The organism is Streptomyces sp. NBC_00209 (assembly GCF_045206345.1).
Classification (GTDB): Bacteria; Actinomycetota; Actinomycetes; order Streptomycetales; family Streptomycetaceae; genus Streptomyces.
This window is the reverse complement of sequence record NZ_CP108121.1, coordinates 5,734,320-5,760,495: the sequence shown is the minus strand read 5'-3', so window position 1 is coordinate 5,760,495 and position 26,176 is coordinate 5,734,320. Positions and strand designations below refer to the sequence as shown.

The 26,176-nt window shown below is 73.1% G+C and carries 25 protein-coding genes; 5 read left to right on the top strand and 20 right to left on the bottom strand.

Annotated elements, in window-relative coordinates:
• Positions 1-226 precede the first annotated feature (226 nt).
• On the bottom strand, positions 227-1,396 hold the full coding sequence (locus tag OG867_RS26205) for a DUF5685 family protein (RefSeq protein WP_406288962.1): 1,170 nt from the start codon (positions 1,394-1,396) through the stop codon (positions 227-229).
• A 365-nt stretch (positions 1,397-1,761) separates the two neighbouring features.
• Here OG867_RS26205 and OG867_RS26200 point away from each other — a divergent pair, with 365 nt between their 5' ends.
• Entirely contained in the window at positions 1,762-2,205 is a 444-nt protein-coding gene (locus OG867_RS26200; protein ID WP_406288960.1) for a cell division protein SepF, read from the top strand.
• A gap of 15 nt (positions 2,206-2,220) precedes the next feature.
• Here the strand turns inward: OG867_RS26200 and OG867_RS26195 are convergent, their stop codons facing one another.
• Positions 2,221-3,432: an acyl-CoA dehydrogenase family protein gene (locus tag OG867_RS26195; RefSeq protein ID WP_328899492.1), complete on the bottom strand. Its 1,212-nt coding sequence runs from the start codon at positions 3,430-3,432 to the stop codon at positions 2,221-2,223.
• Between the two features lie 63 nt (positions 3,433-3,495).
• A complete protein-coding gene (locus tag OG867_RS26190) occupies positions 3,496-5,217 on the bottom strand; it encodes an MFS transporter (protein WP_406288957.1) in 1,722 nt (573 codons plus the stop codon).
• Between the two features lie 466 nt (positions 5,218-5,683).
• Between OG867_RS26190 and OG867_RS26185 the strand changes: the two genes are divergently transcribed.
• The gene (locus OG867_RS26185) at positions 5,684-6,709 is read left to right on the top strand and encodes a phosphatase PAP2 family protein (protein ID WP_328899494.1); all 1,026 of its coding nucleotides are present in this window, start codon (positions 5,684-5,686) and stop codon (positions 6,707-6,709) included.
• Positions 6,710-6,784: 75 nt separating this feature from the next.
• Here the strand turns inward: OG867_RS26185 and OG867_RS26180 are convergent, their stop codons facing one another.
• On the bottom strand, positions 6,785-7,000 hold the full coding sequence (locus OG867_RS26180; protein WP_406288954.1) for an I78 family peptidase inhibitor: 216 nt from the start codon (positions 6,998-7,000) through the stop codon (positions 6,785-6,787).
• Positions 7,001-7,631: 631 nt separating this feature from the next.
• Between OG867_RS26180 and OG867_RS26175 the strand changes: the two genes are divergently transcribed.
• Entirely contained in the window at positions 7,632-8,414 is a 783-nt protein-coding gene (locus tag OG867_RS26175; protein ID WP_406288952.1) for a hypothetical protein, read from the top strand.
• 152 nt (positions 8,415-8,566) lie between these two features.
• A complete protein-coding gene (locus OG867_RS26170; RefSeq protein ID WP_406288949.1) occupies positions 8,567-8,896 on the top strand; it encodes a hypothetical protein in 330 nt (109 codons plus the stop codon).
• Positions 8,897-8,971: 75 nt separating this feature from the next.
• Here the strand turns inward: OG867_RS26170 and der are convergent, their stop codons facing one another.
• The 5 genes from der to aroH form a co-directional block, all read right to left on the bottom strand.
• Positions 8,972-10,441, bottom strand: coding sequence for a ribosome biogenesis GTPase Der (gene der / locus OG867_RS26165; RefSeq protein WP_328899498.1), 1,470 nt, complete (start codon positions 10,439-10,441; stop codon positions 8,972-8,974).
• Between the two features lie 64 nt (positions 10,442-10,505).
• Positions 10,506-11,168 (bottom strand): lysophospholipid acyltransferase family protein, encoded by a 663-nt coding sequence (locus OG867_RS26160; protein ID WP_328899499.1) that lies wholly within the window; start codon positions 11,166-11,168, stop codon positions 10,506-10,508.
• Positions 11,165-11,881 carry a (d)CMP kinase gene (cmk, locus tag OG867_RS26155; protein ID WP_018103617.1) on the bottom strand — a complete coding sequence of 239 codons (717 nt, stop codon included), beginning with the start codon at positions 11,879-11,881 and terminating at the stop codon, positions 11,165-11,167. The genes OG867_RS26160 and cmk overlap by 4 nt, the downstream gene beginning before the upstream one ends.
• Before the next feature lie 124 nt (positions 11,882-12,005).
• On the bottom strand, positions 12,006-13,091 hold the full coding sequence (locus OG867_RS26150) for a prephenate dehydrogenase (RefSeq protein WP_328899500.1): 1,086 nt from the start codon (positions 13,089-13,091) through the stop codon (positions 12,006-12,008).
• Positions 13,088-13,450, bottom strand: a complete 363-nt coding sequence (gene aroH, locus OG867_RS26145) for a chorismate mutase (RefSeq protein ID WP_073968087.1) — start codon at positions 13,448-13,450, stop codon at positions 13,088-13,090. Before aroH ends, OG867_RS26150 begins: the two co-directional genes overlap by 4 nt.
• A gap of 153 nt (positions 13,451-13,603) precedes the next feature.
• Here aroH and OG867_RS26140 point away from each other — a divergent pair, with 153 nt between their 5' ends.
• Positions 13,604-14,296, top strand: coding sequence for a DNA polymerase beta superfamily protein (locus OG867_RS26140; protein WP_328899501.1), 693 nt, complete (start codon positions 13,604-13,606; stop codon positions 14,294-14,296).
• A gap of 7 nt (positions 14,297-14,303) precedes the next feature.
• On the opposite strand, the gene OG867_RS26135 is transcribed toward OG867_RS26140, so the two are convergent.
• From OG867_RS26135 to OG867_RS26085, 11 genes are all read right to left on the bottom strand, one after another.
• Positions 14,304-15,320 (bottom strand): ADP-ribosylglycohydrolase family protein, encoded by a 1,017-nt coding sequence (locus OG867_RS26135; RefSeq protein WP_328899502.1) that lies wholly within the window; start codon positions 15,318-15,320, stop codon positions 14,304-14,306.
• Positions 15,317-16,051: an NUDIX domain-containing protein gene (locus tag OG867_RS26130; RefSeq protein ID WP_328899503.1), complete on the bottom strand. Its 735-nt coding sequence runs from the start codon at positions 16,049-16,051 to the stop codon at positions 15,317-15,319. Before OG867_RS26130 ends, OG867_RS26135 begins: the two co-directional genes overlap by 4 nt.
• Positions 16,048-17,127 carry an AAA family ATPase gene (locus OG867_RS26125; protein WP_406288945.1) on the bottom strand — a complete coding sequence of 360 codons (1,080 nt, stop codon included), beginning with the start codon at positions 17,125-17,127 and terminating at the stop codon, positions 16,048-16,050. The genes OG867_RS26130 and OG867_RS26125 overlap by 4 nt, the downstream gene beginning before the upstream one ends.
• Complete coding sequence (gene pnuC, locus OG867_RS26120) at positions 17,124-17,771, bottom strand: nicotinamide riboside transporter PnuC (protein WP_406288943.1); 648 nt, start codon at positions 17,769-17,771, stop codon at positions 17,124-17,126. Before pnuC ends, OG867_RS26125 begins: the two co-directional genes overlap by 4 nt.
• Before the next feature lie 127 nt (positions 17,772-17,898).
• Positions 17,899-19,059, bottom strand: coding sequence for a pseudouridine synthase (locus OG867_RS26115; RefSeq protein ID WP_406288941.1), 1,161 nt, complete (start codon positions 19,057-19,059; stop codon positions 17,899-17,901).
• The gene (scpB, locus tag OG867_RS26110) at positions 19,059-19,697 is read right to left on the bottom strand and encodes an SMC-Scp complex subunit ScpB (RefSeq protein WP_406291176.1); all 639 of its coding nucleotides are present in this window, start codon (positions 19,695-19,697) and stop codon (positions 19,059-19,061) included. Before scpB ends, OG867_RS26115 begins: the two co-directional genes overlap by 1 nt.
• A complete protein-coding gene (locus OG867_RS26105; RefSeq protein WP_406288939.1) occupies positions 19,697-20,665 on the bottom strand; it encodes a segregation and condensation protein A in 969 nt (322 codons plus the stop codon). The genes scpB and OG867_RS26105 overlap by 1 nt, the downstream gene beginning before the upstream one ends.
• 114 nt (positions 20,666-20,779) lie before the next feature.
• Positions 20,780-21,328 (bottom strand): hypothetical protein, encoded by a 549-nt coding sequence (locus OG867_RS26100; protein ID WP_406288938.1) that lies wholly within the window; start codon positions 21,326-21,328, stop codon positions 20,780-20,782.
• Positions 21,325-22,443 (bottom strand): ParA family protein, encoded by a 1,119-nt coding sequence (locus OG867_RS26095; RefSeq protein ID WP_328899509.1) that lies wholly within the window; start codon positions 22,441-22,443, stop codon positions 21,325-21,327. The genes OG867_RS26100 and OG867_RS26095 overlap by 4 nt, the downstream gene beginning before the upstream one ends.
• A 368-nt stretch (positions 22,444-22,811) precedes the next feature.
• The gene (ald, locus tag OG867_RS26090) at positions 22,812-23,927 is read right to left on the bottom strand and encodes an alanine dehydrogenase (protein ID WP_328899510.1); all 1,116 of its coding nucleotides are present in this window, start codon (positions 23,925-23,927) and stop codon (positions 22,812-22,814) included.
• A gap of 142 nt (positions 23,928-24,069) precedes the next feature.
• Positions 24,070-26,133: a tetratricopeptide repeat protein gene (locus OG867_RS26085; protein WP_328899511.1), complete on the bottom strand. Its 2,064-nt coding sequence runs from the start codon at positions 26,131-26,133 to the stop codon at positions 24,070-24,072.
• Positions 26,134-26,176: the final 43 nt, after the last annotated feature.

The window sequence follows — 26,176 nt, the reverse complement described above, 5'->3', positions numbered from 1 at the left end:
GGGCCATGCAATCGCAGCAGTGGCTGGTCAAGCGCTCCCACATCGACTTCGGTCGTGTGTGGTCCTGTTCCTGTTGAGCCGACGCCCTGCTCCCCGCGCCTGTCCCACCCTTGTCCAGGCGCGCCCTCGCACGTCCGGCACAGCAGCACACCCTCCCCTCGCTCCGTCCCGCTCCGCCATGCCGCGGAGCGGGACGCAGGGGTGACGACGTACAGGTGACACCGCCTCAGCAGTCGCACCCGCAGTCACAACCGTCACAGCAGCTGCAACAGTCGCAGCAGTTGCTGCACGCGTCGCAGCCGTCGCAGCAGTCCCCGCAGTCGCACTGGCTGCACAGCCCCTCACGCCGCTGACGTGACCAGGGGTCCTCGAAGGTGCCGCAGCACATCTGGCAGGTGCAGGCGAGCCCGGCCCACACCAGGCAGCCCACGACGAGCCCGCGCCGGTCGCGCGGCGGCTCGGGTGGCCGGGGCCCGGAGGGACCACCCGGTCCCGTGGGCGCGTACGGATTGCCCGGCGGCGGCCCGAAGGAGCTCGCGGGCGCCGTTCCTGACGGTTCGCCGGGTACGGTCAGCAGCCCGCCGGACCGGTGGGAGCAGACGTCCGTGGCGAAGGCCCGGTCCACCGAGCGCCGCAGCTCGTGGGTCAGCAGCACATGGGCGAGCCTTCCGTCGGTGAACTCCGCGTCCGCCAGCGCGAGCCGTACGCCCTTCAGCGCGTCGTCGCACAGCCGCCGGGCCTCGGCGCGCGAGGTGCCGGTCGCGGTGAGCGGGTTCCAGGCACCCGACGCCGCGTCGGCTTCCTGGTCCTCCACGGCGTCCAGCAGGTGCGCGAGGCGTCCGAAGAGGCGCCCCGCCTCGGCGAGCGGCTCGGCGTTCTCCGGCCTGCCCGCGAGGACGGCGGTGTGCGCGAACGCCGCGGCGGTGGCGGTCTCGGTGGGTTCGGTGACCGTCAGCAGCGGGGTGCCGGGTCCGGCGAGGAGTTCGATGCCGGTCTGCCGGTCGACGGCGTCGACCAGGACCGCGGTGTCGAAGCCGAGCTGCGCGCCGGTGCGCGCCCCGGCCCGGTCCCAGCTCGCCGCGACCCGACGGGCCGCCGCGGCCACCGGGCGGCGCGCCAACAGGCCGTCCCGGTCGGCGACGTGGTCCCGCACCTTCGCCGAGGCAAGCACCAGCGAGACGGCGGCGGCCAGCCGGGCGCCCTCGCCGCGCGCGACGGGCGCGGTGCGCATGGAGCGCAGGGGGCAGGGCCCGGCCGTGCGGCGCTGTGCGGGGGCGCGTTCGGCCTGAGCCTCCGTCAGGACCGAGACGATCAGGCCGTCGTAGTTGGTGACGACCCGGGCGAACTGCCCGTGGTCGGAGCGGAGCGCCAGACAGAGCCCGCAGAGATGGGCCATCCACTCGGTCTTGAGCCTCTCGGAGAGGCGATGCGTACAGGGCCTGACTATTCCGAACACGGCCGTCCCCCGGGTTTCGTTCGCGGGTGCGCCGCACTCGGGCGCGGACGCGACGGCATCGTACCCAGCGTCCCGTTCACCCGTACGTCCCCCATGTCACCCGTACGGCTCGGACATCATATTTTCTTTCTTCAGGCCCCTTTATCCGTATGAACCCTGACGAATCGCCACATCCTCTGCACCAGTACCGTCACGAATGCCCTGCGCGCCGCCTATCCCCTTGGCGCACGATCCGCATCATGGACGACCATAGGGATACGAAAGAGATGCGGAACACCAAGGAACCGCGGTGAGAGGAGGCGTCCATGGGATCGGTGCGCAAGGCGAGTGCCTGGCTGGGCCTCGTAGAGGACAACGACGAGCGGTACTACGACGACGACGAGTACTCCGAGGGTGCACGGACCGGTACCGGTCAGGCGTGGGTGACCGATCCCCGGGTACGGGTGGCCTCCGAGACCGCCGAGGAGACGGGCCGCCGGATCGCCACCGTGACCCCGGACAGCTTCCGGGACGCCCGCGCCATCGGCGAGCTCTTCCGGGACGGCGTCCCGGTGATCATGAACCTCACGTCCATGGACTCCGCCGACGCCAAGCGCGTGGTGGACTTCGCCGCAGGGCTGATCTTCGGACTGCGCGGGTCGATCGACCGCGTCGCCACCCGGGTCTTCCTGCTGACCCCCGCCGACACCCAGGTGATGAACGGCGAAGCCGCCGGCCGGCCGGCCGACGGCTTCTTCAACCAGAGCTGACCGCCCTCCGGGCGCTCATCGGAACGCGTCCAGGCCGGTGAGCGCCTTCCCCAGGACCAGCTGGTGCATCTCCACGGTCCCCTCGTAGGTGAGGACCGACTCCAGGTTGGTCGCGTGCCGCATCACCGGGTACTCCAGCGAGATCCCGTTGGCGCCGAGGATCGTGCGCGAGGTGCGGCAGATCTCGATGGCCTCCCGCACGTTGTTCAGCTTCCCGAAACTGACCTGCTCGGGGCGCAGCCGCCCCGCGTCCATCCGCTGCCCCAGGTGGTGGGCGAGCAGGATGCCCTTGTGCAGTTCGACGGCCATGTCGGCCAGCTTGGCCTGGGTGAGCTGGAAGCCGCCGATCGGCTTCCCGAACTGCTCGCGGGTGCGCGCGTAGTCGACGGCCGCCTCGAAGCTGGACCGGGCCGCGCCCATGGCGCCCCAGACGATGCCGTAGCGGGCGTGGCTCAGACAGCTGAGCGGGCCGCGCAGCCCGCTGACCCCGGGCAGGACGGCGTCGGCGGGCAGCCGCACCTCGTCCAGGATCAGTTCGCTGGTGACCGAGGCGCGCAGCGACCACTTGTGCCGGATCTCGGGCGCGGAGAAGCCCGGTGCGTCCGTCGGGACGACGAAGCCCCGGATGCCGGTGCCGGCCGTCCCCTCGTCGGTCTGCGCCCAGACGACCGCGACACCGGCGACCGAGCCGTTGGTGATCCACATCTTGCGGCCGCTGAGCACCCAGTCCTCGCCGTCGCGCCTGGCGTACGTGCGCATGGCGGCCGGGTCCGATCCGTGGTCGGGCTCGGTGAGGCCGAAGCAGCCGATGGTCTCGCCCGCCGCCATGCCCGGCAGCCACCGCTGCTTCTGCTCCTCGGAGCCGTAGCGGTGGATGGCGTACATGGCGAGGGAGCCCTGTACGGAGACCAGCGAGCGGATGCCGGAGTCGGCCGCCTCCAGCTCCAGGCAGGCCAGCCCGTACTGGACGGCCGTCGCGCCGGCGCAGCCGTAGCCCTGGAGCGACATTCCGAGCGCGCCGAGGGCGCCCAGCTCGCGGGCCAGCTCGCGGATGCCGGGCAGCTCGCCGTTCTCGTACCACTCGGCGATGTGCGGCAGGACGCGGTCGGCGGCCCAGGTGCGGACGGTGTCGCGGATCGCGAGGTCCTCGGGGCTCAGCAGGTCGTCGACGCCGATCGGGTCCCGGGGGTCGAAGGGCGGGAGCTTCGGGGTGGGGGCGGTGGACATGAGGGTGCGCCTCCGGCGGGGTGCTCGAAAACCAGCAGCGTCGGTTCTCGAAAACTAGCAGCGTTAGTTACGGTGCCGTGCCGACGTTACGACCCGGCGTGCCGGACGTCCAGAGTGTCCGGAGCCCGCCCCGCCCGGCCGGCGCCGCCCGGGCACCCGGGGCGGCGCGTCGAGCCGGTCCGCCTCGCGCGGTGGCGCGTCGTCGAGCCGCTCCACCGGCTCCCGGGGCTCGCAGAGCTTCGGGGCGCACTCCATCACCCGGGGCAGCCGCAGCGCGGCCAGCGCCCCGAGCAGCAGGAGCCCCGCGCTGACCAGCAGCGTCACATGCAGCCCGTCGATGAAGGCGTCCCGGGCCGTGGTGCGCAGGACGGCGCCGAGCGGCCCGCCCAGCGCCGCGGCCTGCTGGTACGCCTCGCCGAGCGAGTGACCGGCCCCGGCGGCCGCGGACGCGGGGACGCCGTCGGCGTGCAGCCCCGCGAGGCCGGGCGTATAGGCGGCGTTCATCACGCTGCCGAGGAGCGCTATCCCCATCCCGGCGCCCAGCTGGTAGGAGGTCTCCCCGATCGCCGCCGCCCCGCCCGCCCGATCGACGGGGGCCTCGCTGAGCATCGACTCGTACGCGCCGAACAGCGTGGACTGGAGGCCGAAGCCGAGGGCCACGAAGGCGGAGGCCAGCAGGACGGGCCGGTCGTCGCGGCCCATCACGGTCAGGGCCAGCACCGAGGCGGCCGTCAGGACGAAGCCCCAGCCGACCATCCGGCGCGGCCCGATCCGGCGCAGGGTCTGGGAGCCGGTGGCGCCGGCGGCCATCGCGGCGAAGGTGAGCGGCAGCAGCCGGAGACCGGTCTCCAGGGGGCTGAGGCCCAGGACGAGCTGGAGGTACTGGACGGCGACGAGTTCCAGGCCGACCAGGGCGAGCATGGCCAGGACGATGCAGCCGACGGCGGTCGAGAAGGCGGGCCGGGTGAACATGCCGATGTCGATCAGCGGGTGGGTGCGCCGCTTCTGGCGGCGCACGAAGGCGGCGAGCAGGGCGGCCCCGAGCAGCAGCGGCACCAGGGTCGCGAGGTCGGCCAGCCCCTCGCCGGTGCCGGCCCGCTTCACGCCGAGGACCATGCCGAGCACCCCGCCGGCGGCCATCAGCGCGCCGAGCACGTCCCAGGGTCCGTCGTCGTTGCCCCGGGACTCGGGGAGCAGCAGCCGGCCGACCGGGAGGATCAGGGCCATCAGCGGGATGTTGATCAGGAAGACCGAGCCCCACCAGTAGTGCTCGACCAGGAAGCCGCCGATGACGGGCCCGGTGGCGGCGCCGACGGCGGCCACGGCGGACCAGACGCCGATCGCCACGGCCCGTTCGCGCCGGTCGGGGAAGACCTGGCGCAGGATCGAGAGGGTGGCGGGCATGATCATCGCCCCGCCGACGCCGAGCAGGGCCCGCGCCGCGATGAGCACGCCCGCGCTGTCGGCCAGGGCGGCGACGGCCGAGGCGACGCCGAAGAGGGCGTAACCGAGCAGCAGGACGCGGCGGCGTCCGACCCGGTCGCCGAGGGTGCCGAAGAGGATCAGCAGCGAGGCGCAGACGAGCGGGTAGGCGTCCACGATCCACAGCAGACCGACGGCGCTGGGCCGCAGGTCCTCGGTGACGGCGGGGACGGCCACGTGCAGCACGGTCGCGTCGAGCGCGACGAGCAGCAGGCTCAGGCAGAGGACGACCAGGACGACCCAGCGGTTGGCACCGTCGGCGGCTGCGCGCAGACGGATTCGGGCGGTGGGCGTCCCGGTCATGCATCTACCTCCCAGATGGTCCCCTCGCTCTCGGCGGGCCCACGGGACGCGGTGTCCGGGCCCGGCGTCGACGGGCGAGTGATCCGTCAGCGTACGCGAGTTCGGCGGGGCCACACGTGGCCCATCTCATACCGTCCGACCCGGCGGAGTGTGGCGTACGCCACTGCGCACGCCACCCGGCGGCCCCGTCCGACCCCCCACCCGAAGCCGTACGGTAACCGGACTGGCACCCTCCGTTCCGTTCCGCCGCACCGTGGATAAACACACTTCGAGATCCCCGGAATTCTTCGCAGGCGTCAGCGAATTATTTGTCGAACAGGAATCGCATAACAGGCCGAAAAGAATAGATGGGTTATTCGGACTCCCTGGAAAAACCCGGCGGCTGAGACATACTCCACATCACATCGTCATCACAAAGCGCCCGGATCGACAGGCGCGCCCACTCACTCGCTGTAACGTCGATTGGGTGCGTACCGACTTCTTCGCCCGGCTGGACCGGGAGCCGGAACCGCCGAAGATAGAGACACCGCGGATGAGCCGTCACCGCATCGCTCTCTTCGGCGGGACGTTGGCGTTCTATCTGGCCATCGTCGTTGCCGTGCTCATGTCGTCCTGGCTGGTGGCCCTGGACTGGAAGGTCATGCTCTTCCGGCCCTACCAGCAGTGGCCCGAAATCCACGCCGCCCTCGACTACTACGTGGTCCTCGGTCAGCGCGGGCCCACCGCGGTCATGGTCGCCTGCTGGCTCGGCTGGCGCTCCTGGCGGCAGCACACCCTGCGTCCGCTGCTGACGCTCGGCGCCTCGCTGCTGCTGCTCAACCTGACGGTGGGCGCGGTCAAGATCGGCCTCGGCCGGCTCGGCCCGCACTACGCGACCAGGATCGGATCGGCCGAGCTCTTCGCCGGCGGCGATATATTTCCCTCCGGCCACACCGCCAACGCCGTCGTGACCTGGGGGATCCTCGCCTACCTGGCCGCCACCCCGAGGGCCAGGCGCTATCTGTCGGCCATGTCCGCGATCGTCTCGCTCGGCGTCGGTCTGACGACGGTCTACCTCGGTACGCACTGGCTGAGCGACGTGCTCCTCGGCTGGGCGGCGGGCCTGCTGATCCTGCTCGGCCTGCCCTGGGTGGAGCCGCTGATCACCCGCGCCGAGAACTGGATCTTCGCCGCCCGGGCCCGGCTGGGCGCCCCCGGCAGCCGCCCCGTGGCCCCGGTGCCCGCCCCCGACGCCCCGGCGCCCGTGCCGGCCGCACAGCCGGCCCTGCAGCCGCCCGCGGAGGAGCCGGCGGCGCAGGGCCCGGCGCGCGGCCAGGCAGGCCGTCCGCCGGCCGCGAATGGCCGCCCGCGCCCCCATCCCGCGCCGGCCGCGGCCCACGCGGCGCGCTCGGAGCGGTCCCCGGTGACGCCGGCCGGCAGCCGGCGCCCGCCGCATGCCGACCGCACGCCGCGCGGGGGCACGGCTCCGGCCCGGCCGGTCGCCGGCGGCTGAGCCCGGCGTACGCGAGGAGGGGCCCCGACCACGTGGTCGGGGCCCCTCCTCGCGTACGCCGGCAGTCCGGGCGGCTCAGCCGGTCCAGCAGCGCCTGACGACGCCGCCGTCGACCTCGAAGTTGATCCGGCCCACCTGGAACTCCATGGTGATGACCGTGCCCGGTGCGAGGGTCCGTACGGTGGACCAGCCGTGCTCCCGGGCCCGCTGCTCGGCGGTCTCTGCGGAGAGCCCCACATACGCGCCGGTGGCGTCGTCGGGCCGGGCGGGCGGAGTCGGTATGGGTGCCATACCTCTCACCGTAGGCGCCCGGGCGCGGGGGCGGTAGCGGGGGCCGCGCGCGGGCACACGGCATCCTCACGTCGCTCACCGGTCACGCTTGTGTCACAGGATCCCGACACGCGTTCCCCACGGACCCCTTCACCCGAACGTGCGATTCACGACCGGACGCACAGTAATCGCACAGGCCGGTGAACGATCTTCGGACCGGCGGAAAATCGACGAGGATTTCCACCCGGGGACGAGGCCGAATTTCCTGCGGGAAAACGTTCCGCGAAGACGGGCTTCGCCGGTAATTCACCCTCCCTTATCGCACCCTTATCCCCGGGACCGACAGACATACCATCGGACGGACCCGCCCGTGGCCACCGGACCGTATAGCGGACAACCCGGTTCCGCGCATTCCGGCACGCGGCCGGGTGGCCGTCCGCTTCGCGCGCGTACCCCGCGCCCGCCCTCCACACCCGTCCGCGCGGGCTGTTTTCTCCCCTTTTGTCAGCCGATCCCCCGCCGGTCCCCCACCCTCCCGGCGCACCCGGGCCCGATTCCGTACGGCTTCCCGCGTGACCCCGGCAGCGGCTCGCCCGTTGTCATCTCTGAGCCGGGAACCCCCCGGCGCACGTACCGAGTTCGAGGAGCCCCCGTGCCGCGCATGCTCGACGTCAGCGAGGACGTACGCGCCGAGATCGGCGACGCCGAAGCCGACCGGCTGCTCGTCGGCGACAACGCCCCGGGCAGTTACGACTGCACCTCCTGCCGCACCCCCGGCGACTCCGAGCAGGAGCGCACCAGCACGGTGCTGTTCGTCGGCGACGAGACCGCCGTGCTCGCCTTCGCGCACGCCAGCTGCATCCCCTCGCAGGTCGTCCAGGTCGCCGAGGAGCAGCTTCAGGGCGCCGTCCGCAGCATCACCGGCGGCGACCAGGGGGAGCCGGAGCGGGTCGTCCCCGAGCAGGCCGTCCTCGGCATCACCAGCGGCCTCGTCCTGATCGACGACGAGCTGCACCCGGCCCTGGTGGTCGAGCCGACCGGCGCGATCGCCCGCCCCGGGACGGACGGCCGGGACGGCGACCAGTTCCTGCAGCTCCTCCTGGAACAGGGATTCCAGCCGGTCCACCGCATGGAACAGGTGCCGGAGGTGCTGCACGGCTGGTCGATCCTGCTCGCCATGGGCCAGCTGCACGCCGTGCTCCAGCCGGGTACGGGGGGCGGCACCCCGGTCGCCTGGTGGCAGGCGCACGCGCCGCTCCAGGTCACCGAGGGCTGGCGGACCGCCGCCAACAAGTCGCAGACCGTGCTGGTCTACGCCGCCCCGGCGGGCTCCATCGGCCAGCAGCCCCGCGAGGACCTGCTGCGCGACGCACTGGAGAAGGCGTCGGCCGCCGGGCTGCTGGTCGCCGCCGCCATGCCGCTGGCCGGGACCTGACCGTGGCCGCGTATCCGGGGCCCCGGCGGCGAACAGTTGTCTGCCCGACGGGTGTTTCCCCGGCAGGCCCGCATCCGACGGCCGACGAGGTCGTTGGCACCTACGTGCACTCATACGACCCCTTCCACCAGCGTCCGAGCCCGATCCCTGCCATGCGTCCCGCGCAGGACCCCTCGGGCGGCCCGTCCCACACCCCGATCTACGACGCGCTGTACTCCGAGTACCGCCGCTCGTTCCGGGCGTTGCCGGGTGACCGGACCGGCGAGGAGAGTCTGGGCCTCCAGGCCCTCGGCCTCTTCGGCTCGCGCGCCCCGATGCGCGGCCACTCGGGCCACTCCTCCCCCGGCGGTACGGTGACGGCGGCGGGCGACCGCTCCGGCACGGGCACCCGCTCCGGGAGCCTCGGCGGCTGGCAGCGGGTGGGCCGTCACGCGGGGCGTACCCGGCCCGCGGCGCTGCCGCCCGGCTCACGGGACGCCTGACCTCCCGTACGCGACAGCCCCGGACCGCTCGGTGACCGAGCGCTCCGGGGCTGTCGCGTACCGCCTCGTACGGGGTTACTTCTTGCGGCCGCGCTTCTCGCGGACCCGGACCGAGATGTGGATCGGGGTGCCCTCGAAGCCGAACTCCTCGCGCAGGCGGCGCTCCACGAAGCGCCGGTAGCCGTGCTCCAGGAAGCCGGAGGCGAAGAGGACGAAGCGCGGCGGCTTGGTGCCCGCCTGGGTGCCGAACAGGATGCGGGGCTGCTTGCCGCCCCGGACCGGGTGCGGGTGGGCGGCGACGATCTCGCCCAGGAAGGCGTTGAGCCGGCCCGTCGGGACGCGGGTCTCCCAGCCGTCGAGCGCGGTCTCGATCGCCGGGACCAGCTTCTCCATGTGGCGGCCGGTGCGGGCCGAGACGTTGACCCGGGGGGCCCAGGCGACCTGCGCGAGCTCGGTCTCGATCTCGCGCTCCAGGTAGTAGCGGCGCTCCTCGTCCAGCGTGTCCCACTTGTTGAAGGCGAGCACGACGGCACGGCCCGCCTCCACGGCCATGGTCACGATGCGCTGGTCCTGGACGCTGATCGACTCGCTGGAGTCGATCAGGATGACCGCGACCTCGGCCTTCTCCAGGGCGGCGGCGGTGCGCAGCGAGGCGTAGTAGTCCGCGCCCTCCTGGAGGTGGACGCGGCGGCGGATGCCGGCCGTGTCGATGAACTTCCAGGTGATGCCGCCGAGCGTGATCAGCTCGTCGACCGGGTCACGGGTGGTGCCCGCCAGCTCGTTGACGACGACGCGGTCCTCGTTGGCCACCTTGTTCAGCAGGGAGGACTTGCCGACGTTCGGGCGGCCGATGAGCGCGATGCGGCGCGGGCCGCCGACGGCCGTGCCGAAGGACTGCGGCGGGGCCTCGGGCAGGGCCTCCAGGACGGCGTCCAGCATGTCGCCGGTGCCGCGGCCGTGCAGCGAGGAGACCGGGTGCGGTTCGCCGAGGCCGAGCGACCACAGGGCGCTGGCGTCCGCCTCGCCGCTCTGCCCGTCGACCTTGTTGGCGCAGAGCACGACCGGCTTGCCGGCCCGGCGCAGCAGCTTGACGACGGCCTCGTCGGTGTCGGTGGCGCCGACGGTGGAGTCCACGACGAAGACGACCGCGTCGGCCGTCTCGATCGCGTACTCCGCCTGGGCGGCGACGGAGGCGTCCAGACCGAGGACGTCCTGCTCCCAGCCGCCGGTGTCCACGACCTTGAAGCGGCGGCCCGCCCACTCGGCCTCGTAGGTGACGCGGTCGCGGGTGACACCCGGCTTGTCCTGGACGACGGCTTCGCGGCGGCCGATGATCCGGTTCACCAGGGTCGACTTGCCGACGTTGGGCCGGCCGACGACGGCGAGGACGGGGAGCGGTCCGTGACCGGCCTCGTCCAGCGCGCCCTCGACCTCCTCGGGGTCGAACCCTTCCTGCGCGGCGAGCTCCATGAACTCCGCGTACTCGGCATCGCCAAGCTCTCCGTGCTCGTGGTCCGAGCCGCCGGAGTGAATCTGGTCGTTCATGAAGTCCGTTCCTCTTTGCATCATCATCGATGGACCACGCAGCGCGCGATCCACTACTCACGTCTTACCCGGTGCGCCCGGTAAGGCGCCCGGCGTGCTCCAGGTGGCCGGTCAGCCGGGCCTGGATGCGCAGCGTGGCCTCGTCCAGCGCCTTGCGCGTACGCCTGCCGCTGCCGTCGCCCGCCTCGAAAGCGTCCCCGAAGACGACGTCCACGCGGCTGCGCAGCGGAGGCAGTGCCGATATCAACCGTCCGCGGCGCTCGGTGCTTCCCAGGACGGCCACGGGGACGATCGGCGCGCCGCTGCGCACCGCGAAGTACGCGAGCCCGGCGCGCAGCGAGGCGAAGTCTCCTTCGCCCCGGGTGCCCTCGGGGAAGATCCCCAGCACCCCGCCGTCCTCCAGCACGCCGAGCGCGCGGGTGATGGCGGTGCGGTCGGCGGTCGTGCGGTCCACCTCCAGCTGCCCGATTCCGCGCAGGAACGGGTCCAGGGGGCCGACGAACGCCTCTTTCTTGATCAGGAAGTGGACGGGCCTGGGCGCGGTGCCCATCAGCATCGGCCCGTCGATGTTGTGCGAGTGGTTCACCGCGAGTATGACGGGTCCGGCGGCCGGGACCCGCCAGGCACCGAGGACACGGGGCCTGAAGAGCCCGTACATCAGCCCGATCCCGATGCCGCGCCCGACCGCCGCACCACGCGGCGAGGGCGCGCTCGTGGCGTCGGTCACTTCGCGGCCCGCTTCTCCCCGACGAGGGTGACGACGCACTCGATGACCTGCTGGAGGGTCAGCTCGGTGGTGTCCACCTCGACCGCGTCGGCCGCCTTGGCGAGCGGGGAGGTCTTGCGGCCGGAGTCCGCGGCGTCCCGCTTGATCAGCGCTTCCTTGGTGGCGGCGAGATCGGCGCCCTTGACCTCGCCGCTGCGGCGGGCGGCGCGGGCCTCCGGCGACGCGGTGAGGAAGATCTTGATGTCGGCGTCGGGCAGCACGGTGGTGCCGATGTCGCGGCCCTCGACCACGATGCCCTTCTCCGCCTCGGCGGCGATGGTGCGCTGGAGCTCGGTGATCAGGGTGCGCACCTCGGGGACGGCGCTGACGGCGCTGACCTTGGAGGTGACCTCCTGGGTGCGGATCGGGCCGGAGGCGTCCTCGCCGTCGACGGTGATCGTCGGGGCGGCGGGGTCGGTGCCGGAGACGATGACGGGCTTGGCGGCGGCGGTGGCGACCTGCGCGGCGTCGTGCACGTCGATCCCGTTGTTCAGCATCCACCAGGTGATGGCGCGGTACTGGGCGCCGGTGTCCAGGTAGCTGAGGCCGAGCTGGGCGGCGACGGCCTTGGAGGTGCTGGACTTGCCGGTGCCGGAGGGGCCGTCGATGGCGACGATCACTGCGGCCGGGGCGGTCCGGACGGCGGCGCTTACGGTTTCCACGGTGGTGGACACCTTCCTGGTGCTCGGGGCGGGCTGGGCGGGACGCGTGAACCCGCCCCGCACAAGGTTACCGAGTGCGGGGAGGAGTCCGGTCACCCCTGTGGACAAGCGTGCGACCGGTTAGTGTCCCACGGTCCTACTGACGGATCGACCAGCCCCGGTCGCGGAGGGCCGCCGCCAGGCCGGGTGCGGCGCTGGGTTCAACCATGAGCTGGACGAGACCGGCCTGCTGGCCGCCGGCGTGCTCGATGCGCACGTCCTCGATGTTGACCCCGGACCGGCCCGCGTCGGCGAAGATCGCGGCCAGCTCGCCGGGCCGGTCGCTGATCAGGACGGCGACCGTCTCGTACGAGGCCGGGGCGGCGCCGTGCTTGCCGGGCACCCGGACGCGGCCCGCATTGCCCCGGCTCAGGACGTCGCGGATGCCGTCGGTGCCCGCGCGCCGCTTCTCCTCGTCGGCGGACTGGAGCCCGCGCAGCGCGGTGACCGTCTCCTCCAGGTCGGCGGCGACGCCCGCGAGGACGTCGGCGACGGGACCGGGGTTGGCGGACAGGATCTCCACCCACATGCGCGGGTCGGAGGCCGCGATCCGGGTCACGTCCCTGATCCCCTGCCCGCACAGCCGCACCGCGCTCTCGTCGGCGTCCTCAAGCCGCGCCGCGACCATCGAGGAGATCAGCTGCGGGGTGTGCGAGACGAGCGCGACGGCCCGGTCGTGGGCGTCGGCGTCCATGACGACCGGGACGGCCCGGCACAGCGCGACCAGCTCCAGGGCGAGGTTCAGCACCTCGGTGTCGGTGTCCCGGGTCGGGGTGAGCACCCAGGGCCGCCCCTCGAAGAGGTCGGCGGTCGCGGCGAGCGGACCGGAGCGCTCCTTGCCGGCCATGGGGTGCGTGCCGATGTACGGGGTGAGGTCGGCCCCCAGCGCCTCCAGCTCGCGGCGCGGGCCGCCCTTCACGCTGGCGACGTCGAGGTAGCCGCGGGCGACCCCGTCGCGCATGGCGGCGGCGAGCACGGTCGCGGTGTGGGCGGGCGGCACGGCGACGACCGCCAGGTCCACGCGGCCCTCGGGCGGCTCGTTCGTACCGGCGCCGAGCGCGGCGGCGGTCCTGGCGGACTCGGGGTCGTGGTCGACCAGGTGGACGGTGACGCCCCGGCCCGCGAGGGCGAGGGCCGCGGAGGTCCCGACGAGGCCGGTACCGATGACGACGGCGGTTCTCACTGGGCGATGTCCTTGCGCAGGGCGGCGGTGGCGCCGAGGTAGACGTGGTTGATCTCGGCCTTGGACAGATAGGTCTCGACGTGCGCCAGGACCCGGACCACCCGGGGCATGGCCCCCTCGATGTCCAGTTCCTGGGCGCAGATCAGCGGCACGTCGACGATCCCGAGGGAGCGCGCGGCGGCGGCCGGGAAGTCGCTGTGCAGGTCGGGCGTGGCCGTGAACCAGATGCTGATCAGGTCGTCCGCGACGAGTTCGTTGCGCTCCAGCACGGCGGTGAGCAGGGCGCCGACCTGCTCGTGCAGGTGCCCGGTCTCGTCCCGGTCCAACTGGACGGCGCCCCGGACCGCTCGTACCGCCACGTCGTGCTCCTCGCTTGTTCCGTACCGCTTCTTGCGTGTGCGCTACCAGTAGCGCTGCTGCTTGCGATCAGCGTAGAGGGGCGGCGGGGTCCCGTGCCCGCCCGCCCTTTTTATGAGACGCGCCCGCGCCCGGTCCTCGCGTAGCCTCCCGGCATGATCACGCCGACCGACGAGGACCTGGTGCGCCGCCACACGGTGTACTCCTGTGTGATGGGGTCGCGCGCCTTCGGTCTCGCCACCGAGACCAGCGACACCGACCGGCGGGGCGTGTTCCTGGCACCGACCCCGCTGTTCTGGCGCTTCGAGAAGCCGCCCACGCACATCGAGGGTCCGGCGGACGAGCAGTTCTCCTGGGAGCTGGAACGCTTCTGCGAGCTGGCGCTGCGAGCCAATCCGAACGTGCTGGAGTGCCTGCACTCGCCGCTCGTGGAGCACGTGGACGACACCGGCCGGGAACTGCTCGCCCTGCGCGGCGCCTTCCTCTCCCGCCGGGCGCACGACTCGTTCGTACGCTACGCCCTGGCCCAGCGCCGCAAGCTGGAGGCGGACGTCCGCGTCCACGGCGCCCCGCGCTGGAAGCACGCGATGCACCTGCTGCGCCTGCTGGCGAGCTGCCGGGACCTGCTGCGCACCGGCGAACTGACGATCGAGGTGGGCGAGGCCCGCGAAGCCCTCCTCGCGGTCAGGCGCGGCGAGGTCCCCTGGCCGGAGGTCGAACGCCGCATGACCCGCCTCGCCGCCGAGAACGACGAGGCGACCGGCGCCTCCCCGCTGCCGGCCGGGCCGGACCGGGCCCGCGTCGAGGATTTCCTGGTCCGTACACGGCGGGCGTCGGCGGCGGCCTGAGCGCGGTTCAGGCGTCCCAGAGCGCCCCGAGCTCCAGCAGCTCGTCCCGGTACTCGATGCGCTCCACCCATGCGGCGGGCCAGGCGTCCGGCCCCAGGTGGGCACCGGCCAGCGCGCCGGTCAGGCAGGCGATGGAGTCCGAGTCGCCCCGGGTGCAGGCGGCGCGGCGCAGGGCGGTGACGGGTTCGTCCGGGAAGAGCAGGAAGCAGTGCAGGGCGGTGGCGAGGGCGTGCTCGGCGATCCAGCCGTCCCCCGTCCGCTCGCAGGGGTCGGTCTCCGGCGAGGGGGCGCGCAGGGCGTCCTGGACGGTCTCCAGCGCGGCCAGGCACTCGTCCCAGCCCCGGCTGATGTACGCCTCGGGCGAGGCGTCGTGCGTGTGGCGCCAGAGGTCGCCGAGCCACCGGTCGAGGTAGCGCTCGCGGTTCTCGTACGCGTACGAGCGCAGCTGTCCGATCAGGCCGAGGGGTTCGGTGCCCCGGGCGAGCAGGTGCACCGCCCGGGCGGTCAGGTCGGAGGCGGCGAGCGCGGTCGGGTGGCCGTGGGTCAGGGCCGACTGGAGCTGGGCGGCACCGGAGCGCTGCTCGTCACTGAGGCCGGGCGCCAGGCCGATGGGCGCGACGCGCATGTTGGCGCCGCAGCCCTTGGAGCCGGTCCGGCTCGCCTCCTGCCAGACGCGGTCGCTGTCGAGGAGTTCGCAGGCTTCCAGGCAGGTGCGGCCGGGGGCGCGGTTGTTGTCGGGCGAGTGGTACCAGTCGACGTACTCCTCGCGCACCGGGCGGGCCAGCCGCAGCCCGGTGAGCAGGCCCCGGTCCATGGCGGTGCGCAGGCCCCGGCCCAGCGCCAGGGTCATCTGGGTGTCGTCGGTGACGAAGGCCGGCTTCGGCAGTTCCATCTCCCGCCAGGGCCCGCACGTGGCGAGGATCGACGGGACGTCGTTGAACTCGGTGGGGAACCCCAGCGCGTCGCCGAGCGCGAGCCCGGTCAGCGCGCCGGTCGCGGCCTTCTTCGTACGGGTCGTCGTCATGCTGGGCGTCCTTCCGGTCGCAGGAGCGGGGGGTGGAGTGCGGTGGCGTCGCCCGCCCGGTAGAGGGCGGCCGGTTTGCCGCGGCCGCCGGTGCGGCGCGGGGCCCCCTCCGCGGGTTGCACGAAGCCCGGAGTGGCGAGGACCTTGCGGCGGAAGTTGGGGCGGTCGAGCTCGACGCCCCAGACCGTCTCGTAGACCTGTTGCAGCTCGCCCAGGGTGAAGTGCGGCGGGCAGAACGCGGTGGCCAGGCAGGTGTACTCCAGCTTGGCGCCGACCCGGTCGCGGGCGTCCGCGAGGATGCGGTCGTGGTCGAAGGCGAGCGGGCCCGTCCGGGCCGCGTCCCACCAGCGCGCGCCCGCCGCGTCACCGCCGCCGCGCGGCTCGGGCAGGTCCGGGACGAGGGCGGTGTGGGCGACGGAGACGACGCGCATCCGGGGATCGCGGTCCGGGTCGCTGTAGGTGCGCAGCTGCTCCAGGTGGAGGCCGGAGACGGTGTCGTCGCTCAGCCCGGTCTCCTCGGCCAGCTCGCGGCGGGCGGCGGCCCCGGCGGACTCGCGGGGCAGCAGGAAGCCGCCGGGGAGCGCCCAGTGGCCCCGGTACGGCTCCGCGCCGCGTTCGACCAGCAGGACGTGCAGCCGGGACTCGCGGACCGTGAAGACCGCCAGGTCCACGGTGACCGCGAACGGCTCGAAGGCGCTCGGGTCGTACCCCTCGGGGGCGGCGGCGCTCATCGGTGCTCCGGGAGGGGCGCGGCGAAGTCCCAGCCCTCGGCGAGCAGCGCGTCGACGGCCTCGACCGCGCGGGCGAGGCGCGCCTCACGGCTGCCGGTCACCTCGATGAAGGTCCGGCCGGTACGGGTGAGCTCGGCCCGGAAGCGGTCGGTCATCCAGGGCCGCAGCTCCTCGCCGTCGCGCAGCCCGTCGTCCTCGAAGGCGACGCCCTCGTGGTCCGTGAGCAGCCACAGGTGGTGGCGGGCCCGGTCCGCGACGCGCTCGACCAGGGGGTTGCGCCCGCCCACGTACCGCTCGTGCCAGACGGTCGTCGCGAAGGAGTCCGTGTCGCAGAAGAGCACCGGGGAGCCGGTGCGGGCGGCCTCCTCCTCGCGGGCGTTCTGGACCTCGGCGATGTGCGGGAAGTCATGGGTGGCGAGGGTGACGTCCTCCCACTGGGCCCGGGGCCACCGCTCGCGCAGCCCGGCCAGTTTCCGTTCGCTGAACTCGCGCCCGTACTCGGCCACGTACCCCGTGTGCGCCCAGATCCCGCCGCGCTGCCGGTAGTGGGCGGCGAGCGCGCGGGCCAGTGTGGTGGTGCCGGTGGACTCCGCGCCGAGGACGACCACGCGGCGGGCGAGCGCCGCCCGCACCGGCGCTTCGAGGAAGCCCCAGCAGTCGGCCGGGTCCGCGCGGACGGCGGTACCGGAGACGGGGTACGCGGTGCGGTCCGGGTCGACGCAGACGGACTCGGCGCCGAAGCGGCGGGCCAGTTCGTCCCCGTACGACTCCGAGGTGAAGACGGCGTCCACCCGCTCGGGCACGGCGGCGGTGAAGACGGCCATGTGGGCGTCCCAGATCGCCGGGTCGTGGAGGTCCATGCGGGTGTCGTCCATGGCGCCGACCACCGTCACGTCGGGGTGGGCTTGGCGCATCCAGTCGACGCGGTCGGCGAGCGGGACGGACTCCACCGAGGCGGCGCAGACCAGGACGGTGAGCCGTTCGCAGCGGACGGCGGCGGTGCGGACGAGGTGGTGGTGGCCGGCGTGCGGCGGGTAGAACTTGCCGAGCACGAGTCCGTGCGGGTAGCGCTTCATGCCAGGGTCCCAGGGTTTGGGGTGGACGGGGTGAGGTCGCGGCGCCAGTTGCGCAGGCCGGTCAGGCAGAGCGTCAGGAAGCCCACGTACAGCAGCGAGGTCAGGTACAGCTCCTTGTACGCGTACAGCGGGATGTACACGAGGTCGGCGGCGATCCACAGCCACCAGGACTCGACCAGCTTGCGGCACTGCCCGTAGGTCGCCGCGAGCGAGAGCGCGGTCGTCAGCGCGTCCCAGAACGGCACGGTCGAGTCGGTCGCCCGGTCGAGCAGGACGGTCAGCGCCGCGGTCCCCACCGCCCCCGCCACGAGCAGCCCGGTCCACTCGGTGCGCGTGGTGCGCCGCACCGGCAGCTCCGTCCCCGGTCCACCCCCGTGGGTCCAGGTCCACCAGCCGTACGCGGCGAGGGCGATGAAGACGATCTGGAGTCCGGCGTCGGCGTACAGGCCGGACTGGGTGAACAGCAGGAGGAAGAAGAGGTTGTTGGCGATGCCGATCGGCCAGTTGGCGAGGTGCTGGCGGGCCACGAGCCAGACGCACAGCGCGCCGCTGCCGAAGCCCAGCACCTCGGTCCAGCTGACCGGGGTGTCCAGGACCGTCACCAGGGGCTGCCGCAGGGGATCGAGTATGTCCGCGAGACTCACGCCCACCTCCTTAATAGTCACCATGACTATAAATGCTGGACCGAGCATGCGAAAGGCCCGCGGCCGGTTCCTCTCCGGAGAATTCCGGGGAACCGGCCGCGGGCCTTCAGGCGCTACGAGGGACGGGCTACAGCCCGACCTCGCGCATCAGCATGCCCACCTCGGTGTTGGTGAGCCGGCGCAGCCAGCCCGACTTCTGGTCGCCCAGCGCGATCGGACCGAAGCCGGTGCGCACCAGCCGGTCGACGGGGAAGCCCGCCTCGGCCAGCATGCGGCGCACGATGTGCTTGCGGCCCTCGTGCAGGGTCACCTCGACCAGGTAGTTCTTGCCGGTGTTCTCCACGACGCGGAAGTGGTCGGCGCGGGCGTACCCGTCCTCCAGCTGGATGCCGTCCTTGAGCCGCTTGCCCAGGTCGCGCGGGAGGGGGCCCTGGATGGCCGCCAGGTACGTCTTCTTGACGCCGTACTTGGGGTGGGTGAGACGGTGGGCCAGCTCGCCGTGGTTGGTGAGCATGATGATGCCCTCGGTCTCGGTGTCCAGCCGGCCGACGTGGAAGAGCCGCGTCTCGCGGTTGGTGACGTAGTCGCCGAGGCACTGGCGCCCGTCCGGGTCCTCCATGGAGGCGACGACCCCGGCCGGCTTGTTCAGCGCGAAGAACAGGTAGGACTGGGTGGCGACGGTCAGCCCGTCGACCTTGATCTCGTCCTTGTGCACGTCGACGCGCATGCCCTGCTCGACGACGATCTCACCGTTCACCTCGACCCTGCTCTGGTCGATCAGCTCCTCGCAGGCGCGGCGCGAGCCCATGCCGGCGCGGGCCAGGATCTTCTGCAGCCGCTCGCCCTCCTGCTCGGCGCCCGGGTGCGTCTTCGGGGTCTTGATCTCGGGCTTGTTCGCGTACCGGTCGCGGTTGCGCTGCTCGATCTTGGCGTCGAGCTCGCGCGGGCGCGCCGGGGCGCCGTACGGACCGCGCCGGGCGCCGCCCTTCGCGCCGCCGCCCTGCGGGCTCTTCGGGCCGCCCTTGGCGCCGCCCCGGGCCGCCGCGCCGCGCCCCTTGCGGGCACCGTCGGCGCCGGGCTTGTCGGAGCCCGTGTCGTAGCGGCGCTCCTCGGGCCTGGGCTTGCGGGGGCGCTCCTCGTTCCGGCGGTCCTCGCGCTCCGAGCGGGGGGTCCGCGCGTTCGGGTTGCTGTTCCTGCCGGTGCCGCTGTTGTTCCTGCCGCTCCGGCCCCCGCCGCTGCCGCCGCTCCTGCCGCCGCCGCTACCGCTGTTCCTGCCACTGCTTCGCATCAAAAGTCCGTCTTGTCGTCTGCGTGAGTTTCCGGGGTGTCCGGTGCGTCCGGATCGAACGACGGCACACCCTCTGGCGTCTCGGCCTCGATCGCGTCCGCCTCGGGGAGGAAGGGCGCGAGCTCCGGGAGCTCATCCAGGCCACGCAGGCCCATCCGCTCCAGAAAGTAGTTCGTCGTCCTGTACAGGATCGCACCTGTTTCGGGTTCCGTGCCCGCCTCCTCGACCAGGCCCCTCTGGAGCAGGGTCCGCATGACCCCGTCACAGTTCACCCCGCGCACCGCCGAGACCCGCGACCGGCCCACCGGCTGCCGGTACGCGACCACCGCCAGGGTCTCCAGCGCCGCCTGGGTCAGCCGGGCGTGCTGGCCGTCCAGAACGAAGCCCTCGACCGCCGCCGCGTACGCGGGCCGGGTGTAGAAGCGCCAGCCGCCCGCGACGAGCCGGAGGTCGAAGCCGCGCCGCTGCACGGTGTACTCGTCGGCCAGCTCCCGCAGCGCGGCGGCCACCGCCCGTCGGGGGCGCTCCAGCACCTTGGCCAGGTGCTCCTCGGTGGCGGGCTCGTCCACGACCATCAGGACGGCCTCCAGGGCGGGCTTGAGGTCGAGGTCCGCGACCGCGGAGCCGGTGGGGTCCATCATGGCGTCTCGTCCTCCGGGGTCTCGGGGCCGTCCGGGGCGTCCGGGGCCTCCTGGTCGAATTCGTCCGTCACGACGGGCTCGGCCCCCGCCTCGCCGGCCCAGCGCACCATCAGCTCGCCGAGCGCCACGTCCTGGTCCAGGGCGACGGCCCTCTCCCGGTACAGCTCCAGCAGGGCGAGGAAGCGGGCGACGACGGTGAGGGTGTCCGGCGCGTCCTCGGTCAGCGCCCGGAAGCTCATCTCGCCGGCCTCGCGGACCCGGGCGACCACGATGCCCGCCTGCTCGCGGACGCTGACCAGGGGGGCGTGGATGTGGTCGACGTACACCTGCGGCGCGGGCTTCGGCTGCATCGCCTTCACGGCCAGCCGGGCGAAGCCCTCGGCGCCGATGCTGATGACGACGTCCGGCAGCAGTGCGGCGTGGTGCGGTTCGAGGCCGACGGTACGGGGGAAGCGGCGGGCCTCAGCTTCGAGCCGGCCGCTGAAGATGTCGGCGACGCGCTTGTACGCGCGGTACTGGAGGAGCCGCGCGAAGAGCAGGTCCCTGGCCTCCAGGAGCGCGAGGTCCGCCTCGTCCTCGACCTCGGCGGCGGGGAGCAGCCGGGCGGCCTTCAGGTCGAGGAGGGTCGCGGCGACCACCAGGAACTCGGTCGTCTGGTCCAGGTCCCAGTCGGGGCCCATCGCGCGAATATGGGACATGAACTCGTCGGTGACCCTGGACAGGGCGACCTCGGTCACATCCAGCTTGTGCTTGGAGATCAGCTGGAGGAGCAGGTCGAAGGGACCCTCGAAGTTCGCGAGCCGGACTCTGAACCGGCCGTCGTCGGGGGCGGGGGCCGCTTCGGGGACCTCCTCCGGCGCGGGCGCCTCAGGCGGAGCCGGCGCCTCCACGGGCACGCCCCCCGCCCCCGGCCCGCGCCCCAGGGGGCGACGGGCGGTGCGGGCGGGCTCGTCGGGTGTCGGCATGGAGATCCAGGGTGCGCGGGCGGGCTACGGCGGCGGGCGGCGGCCCGTACGAAAGGGAGGCGGGCCGCACGACCGGCGGCGGGCCTTCCGGGCAGGCTACCGGCGCCGTACCGGTCAGCGGCCGCGCAGCCGTCGTACGAGGATGCTCGCGTCGCCGCGCGACTCCAGGTCCGCCAGGACGACGGCGACCGCCTCGCGGACGATCCGGCCCCGGTCCACGGCGAGGCCGTGCTCGCCGCGCAGGACGAGGCGCGCGTGCTCCAGGTCCATCAGCTCCTCGGCGGAGACGTAGACCGTGATCTTCTCGTCGTGGCGCTCGCGGCCGCTGGGCCGCCGGTTCGCACCGCGTCCGCCGCCGCGCCTGCGCTGCTGCTGCACGACGGGCGCCGGGGCGGGTTCGGCGGGCTGCTGCGGGCGGCGGCCGGCCTGGGCGGCGACGGCGACCCGGTCGCCCTCGGCGGACCGGCTGCGCGAGTCGCCCGCGTCGGCGCCGGGGTCCGGGGCGGTCTCCCCCGGCGCCTCGGCCCCGGGTTCGTTCTCACCGGCCGGAGCCGGGACCCGGGCCTCGCCGTTCGCCTTGCGCCTGCGCTCCGCGGGCGACGAGGACTGGAGCCCCATCCCCCCGGTCGTACGGAACAGTTCGTCGGCCCCGGGCAGACTCACTCGGCGTGACACCGGGCGAGCACCTCCCTGGCGAGCTGGCGATAGGCGGCGGCACCGACCGAGTTGGACGCGTACGTGGTGATGGGCTCACCGGCGACCGTGGTCTCCGGGAAGCGGACCGTGCGCCCGATGACCGTGTGGTACACGTGGTCGTCGAACGCCTCGACCACCCGTGCCAGGACCTCGCGGCTGTGCACCGTACGGGAGTCGTACATGGTGGCGAGGATGCCGTCGAGCTCCAGGTCCGGGTTGAGCCGCTCCTGGACCTTCTCGATCGTCTCGGTGAGCAGGGCCACCCCGCGCAGCGCGAAGAACTCGCACTCGAGCGGCACTATGACCTTGTGCGCGGCGGTCAGCGCGTTCACCGTGAGCAGGCCGAGCGAGGGCTGACAGTCGATCACGATGTAGTCGTAGTCGGCCATCAGCGGCTTCAGGGCGCGCTGGAGCGTCGACTCGCGGGCCACCTCGCTGACGAGCTGCACCTCGGCGGCGGAGAGGTCGATGTTGCTGGGGAGCAGGTCCATGTTGGGGACCGCGGTCTTCAGCAGGACCTCGTCGGCCGCCATGCCCCGCTCCATGAGCAGGTTGTAGACGGTGAGGTCGAGCTCCATCGGGTTGACCCCGAGGCCGACCGAGAGGGCACCCTGCGGGTCGAAGTCGACCAGCAGCACGCGCCGTCCGTACTCGGCGAGCGCGGCGCCCAGGTTGATGGTCGACGTGGTCTTGCCGACGCCGCCCTTCTGGTTGCACATCGCGATGATCTTCGCGGGGCCGTGGTCGGTCAGCGGGCCCGGGATCGGGAAGTAGGGCAGGGGGCGGCCGGTCGGGCCGATCCGCTCACGGCGCTGCCGGGCGGCGTCCGGCGCGAGCGTGGCCGCGTACTCCGGGTCGGGCTCGTACTCGGCGTCGGGGTCGTAGAAATGCGCCTGGGGCGTCTCGGCGAAGTCGGCGAGGGGGGCGGTGTCCCGGCCACTCTCGTTGCCGGCCATGGCGTTCACGTGTAGGCCGTCCATCATCTGGGGGGCTGTCGTCATGTGCTGGTGGGTGGAGAAGGTGCGGACAGCGACGGAGCCGACAGCCTCCAGCCCGTTCGGGCTCTGGCCCCGTGCAGGCATCCCTGGTTGAACACCCCCGGGAGTAATTGTCGACTCATTCACAAGTCGTCTTACCTCCTTGGACGTGACCAGGAAACTTATCGATAGGTCAGCGTGGCACCATGCCGACGATTGGCGACTCTATGGCGTGTCCCCTGTCCGCAGCAACACAATCCGCCGGACCCGGCCCGTTGTGTCGGCAATCGAACGCCCCGCTGTCAAGGGCGCGCAACCCTCGGTACACACTTTTCCCGAGTGCACGAAACGGTTAAAGGGTTACGTTCGAGACGAGTTGCTCGGGGGCGCGCGCGGCCCCGGCATGCTTCCGGCCGGACCTTGACAGCAAGGTCCGGCCGGAAGCACGGAGTTGACGAGGCGGTTGACCCGGGTCAGCCGATGAGCGTGTTCAGGTCGACGTGGTCAAGGCCGTGCGCCTCGGCCACCTCGCGGTAAACGACCTGCCCGTCATGGGTGTTGAGGCCCTTGGCGAGCGCGGCGTCCCGGCGCAGCGCCTCGGCCCAGCCCCGGTTGGCGAGCTCCACGATGTAGGGCAGCGTCGCGTTGGTGAGGGCGTACGTCGAGGTGTTGGGCACCGCGCCGGGCATGTTCGCGACGCAGTAGAAGACCGAGTCGTGGACCTGGAAGGTCGGCTCGGCGTGCGTCGTGGGGTGCGAGTCCTCGAAGCAGCCACCCTGATCAATTGCAATGTCGACAAGTACACTTCCGGGCTTCATCTTGGCGACGAGCTCGTTGGTGACCAGCTTCGGGGCCTTGGCGCCGGGGATCAGCACGGCACCGACGACGAGGTCGGCCTCGACCACGGCCTTCTCCAGCTCGAAGGCGTTGGAGACGACGGTCTGCACCTTGGTGCCGAAGACCTTGTCCGCCTCGCGGAGCTTGTTGATGTCCCTGTCGAGCAGTGTGACGTGGAAGCCGAGACCCACGGCGATCTGGGTGGCGTTCCAGCCGGAGACACCGCCGCCGATGACGACGGCGCGGCCGGCCGCCGTACCCGGGACACCGCCCGGCAGCACGCCGCGGCCGCCGGCCGAGCGCATCAGGTGGTACGCGCCGACCTGCGGGGCCAGCCGGCCCGCGACCTCCGACATCGGGGCGAGCAGCGGCAGCGCGCGGTTGGCCGTCTCGACGGTCTCGTACGCGATGGCGGTGGTGCCCGACTCCAGGAGCGCGTCCGTGCACGCGCGGGAGGCCGCGAGGTGCAGGTAGGTGAAGAGGGTCTGGCCCTTGCGGAGGCGGTGGTACTCCTCGGCGACCGGCTCCTTGACCTTGAGCAGCAGGTCGGCGGCGGCCCAGACCTCGTCGGCCGTGGGCAGGATCTCCGCCCCGGCCGCGACGTACTCCTCGTCCGTGATGGAGGAGCCCGCTCCGGCGTTCCGCTCGACGACGACCCGGTGGCCGTGGCGGACGAGCTCATGCACACCGGCAGGCGTGATCGCCACGCGGAACTCGTTGTTCTTGACCTCGCGGGGGATGCCGACCTTCATGTCGATCACGGTCCTTGGCTCAGAGGATAATCCGGGCACAGCAATGCAAAAAGGGTAGATGCATCACATGTGAAGGCACCGCGAAAGGCCGCGGTACAGCCAGTTTAATGAAGGGCTTCCCGCTGTCTAGCCTTGCAAAGCATTATTTTTCTGAGGAAGCACCGTCGGTTTCGCAGGTCGCGCCCGCTTCGCCCAGCAATCTGTCGGCCGCTCCCCGGTGCAGCCCCGCCGCCGCGGGGTCGCCGAGCCGGTCCAGGGTGTCCGCGAGCCGCAGCTCCAGCGCCGCCTGAAGTCGTACGTCCTCGGCCCGCCGCGCCCACTCCACCGCCTCCCGGCAGGTGCGCAGCGACTCCTGCGGCCGGCCCGCGTACTCCTGGACCCGGGCCATCTCGCTGAGCGCCCGCGCCTGGGCCGCGAGGTCGCCCAGCCTGCGGTGGCCCGCCGCGGCGGCCCGCCAGTTCCGCAGCGCCTCGCCGTACCGCCCGGCGTAGGTGTGGACGGTGCCGAGCCGCCCGTACAGGCGCGCCGCCTCGGCGGGCTCGCCCTGGGTGAGGCGCTGGGCGAGCGCCCGTCCGTACCAGTCGGAGGCCCGGGGGTAGTCGCCCAGCTCCGCGTAGGCGCCGCCCACGGACTCCATGGCCCGCCCGGTGGCGTAGAGGTCCTTCGCGGCCCGCCCGGCGTCCAGCGCCTCCCGGTAGCGGGCCAGCGCCTCACGGGTGCGGCCGGTCCCGGCGTCCAGGTCGGCCAGGTTGAGCAGGGCCGCCGCCCGCTCGCGGGGCAGGTCGCGCCGCTCGGCGACGGCCAGCACCAGGCCGTGCAGGGCGTAGAGGTCGGGGGCGGCGGCGTCGGTGCCCTCGTGCGCGGCGAGCGCCCGCACCAGCGCGGCGACCAGCCGACGGGCCAGCGTGTCGAGCTCCCCGTCCTCGACGGCGATCCGGGCGGCGGCGAGCAGGGCGGGCCTGCGGGCGCGCAGCCAGGCGGCGGCGGTCTCCGGGTCCGGGAAGCGCAGGGTGCGCGGGAGGCCGGCCAGCTTGCGGCGGGACGGCGAGCCCTCGGGGTCCGTGACGGCGCGGCAGGACTGGAGCAGGCGCACGGTGCGCTCCAGCATCCTGGCCCGGGCGAGCTGGATCTCGGCGGGGCGGTCCCGGTCCTCCAGGAGCGCCCGCAGCAGCCCGGCGAGGCAGCCCGGGACCTCGTACTGCGGTCCGTCGGCGCCCTCGCGGCGCAGCAGGCCGAGGGTGACGAAGTCGTCCAGGGTGGTCCGGGCGGCCGAGACGGAGCAGCCGGCCAGCGCGGAGGCGGTGTGGGCGTCGGCGAGGCCGCCGGGGGCGAGGGAGAGCAGTCGCAGTATCCGCGCGGGGGTGGCCGGCAGCGAGTCGTGGACGAGGCGGAAGGCGCGGGTCAGCGGGCGCGTCCCGGCGGGCAGTTCGGGGTCGTCCGGCAGCGCGCGCAGCTGCCGCCCGGCGTCGGCCACGGAGGCGGTCGGGCGGGCGGCGAGCCAGCCGCCGATGAGGACGAGGGCGGCCGGCTGCCCGCCGCACTCCTCGGCCACGGTCTGGGCGGTCAGCGGGTCGACGGTGATCCTGACCTGACCGGTGGCGCGGCCGAGCAGCTGGACGGCGGAGCCCGCGTCCAGGCCGCCGATGGTGCAGGGCCGGACGCCGGGGATGCCGGTGAGCGGGCCCTCGGAGGTGGCGACGACGAGGCAGTCCGGGTTGTCGGGCAGGAGCGGGTCGACCTGTTCGGCGTCCGCCGCGTCATCGAGGAGCAGCAGGACCCGGCGGACGGCCAGGGCCTCGCGGACCATTTCGGTCAGTTCGTCGGCGTCGGCGCCGGGCGGTCCGGTCAGGCCGAGCCGGCCGAGGAGGTCGCGGGCGGCGCGCTCCGGGGGGACGGGGCCGCCGCCGGTCTCGGCGAGCCGGACACGGAGCAGGCCGCCGGGGTAGTCGCCGGTTTCGAGGAGCCGGCGGGCGAGCTCGGAGGCGAGCGCGGTGCGGCCGGAGCCGGGGCGTCCGGCGATCAGGAGGACCCGGGCGCGGGCGCTGCGGCGGCCGGCCATGGTGTCGAGTCCGGCGCGCTCGATGTCGTCGCGCAGTTCCTTCAACTCGCGTTCGCGGCCGAAGAATCGGGCCGGTTCCGGGGCGGGCGGCTCCTCGGTCCCCGCTGCCTCGGCCGGGCCGCTGGTGTCCACCGCCTGATCCGTCACGGGCCACGCTCCACTTCGCTGACGCGTCGCCCTGCGGGACTCC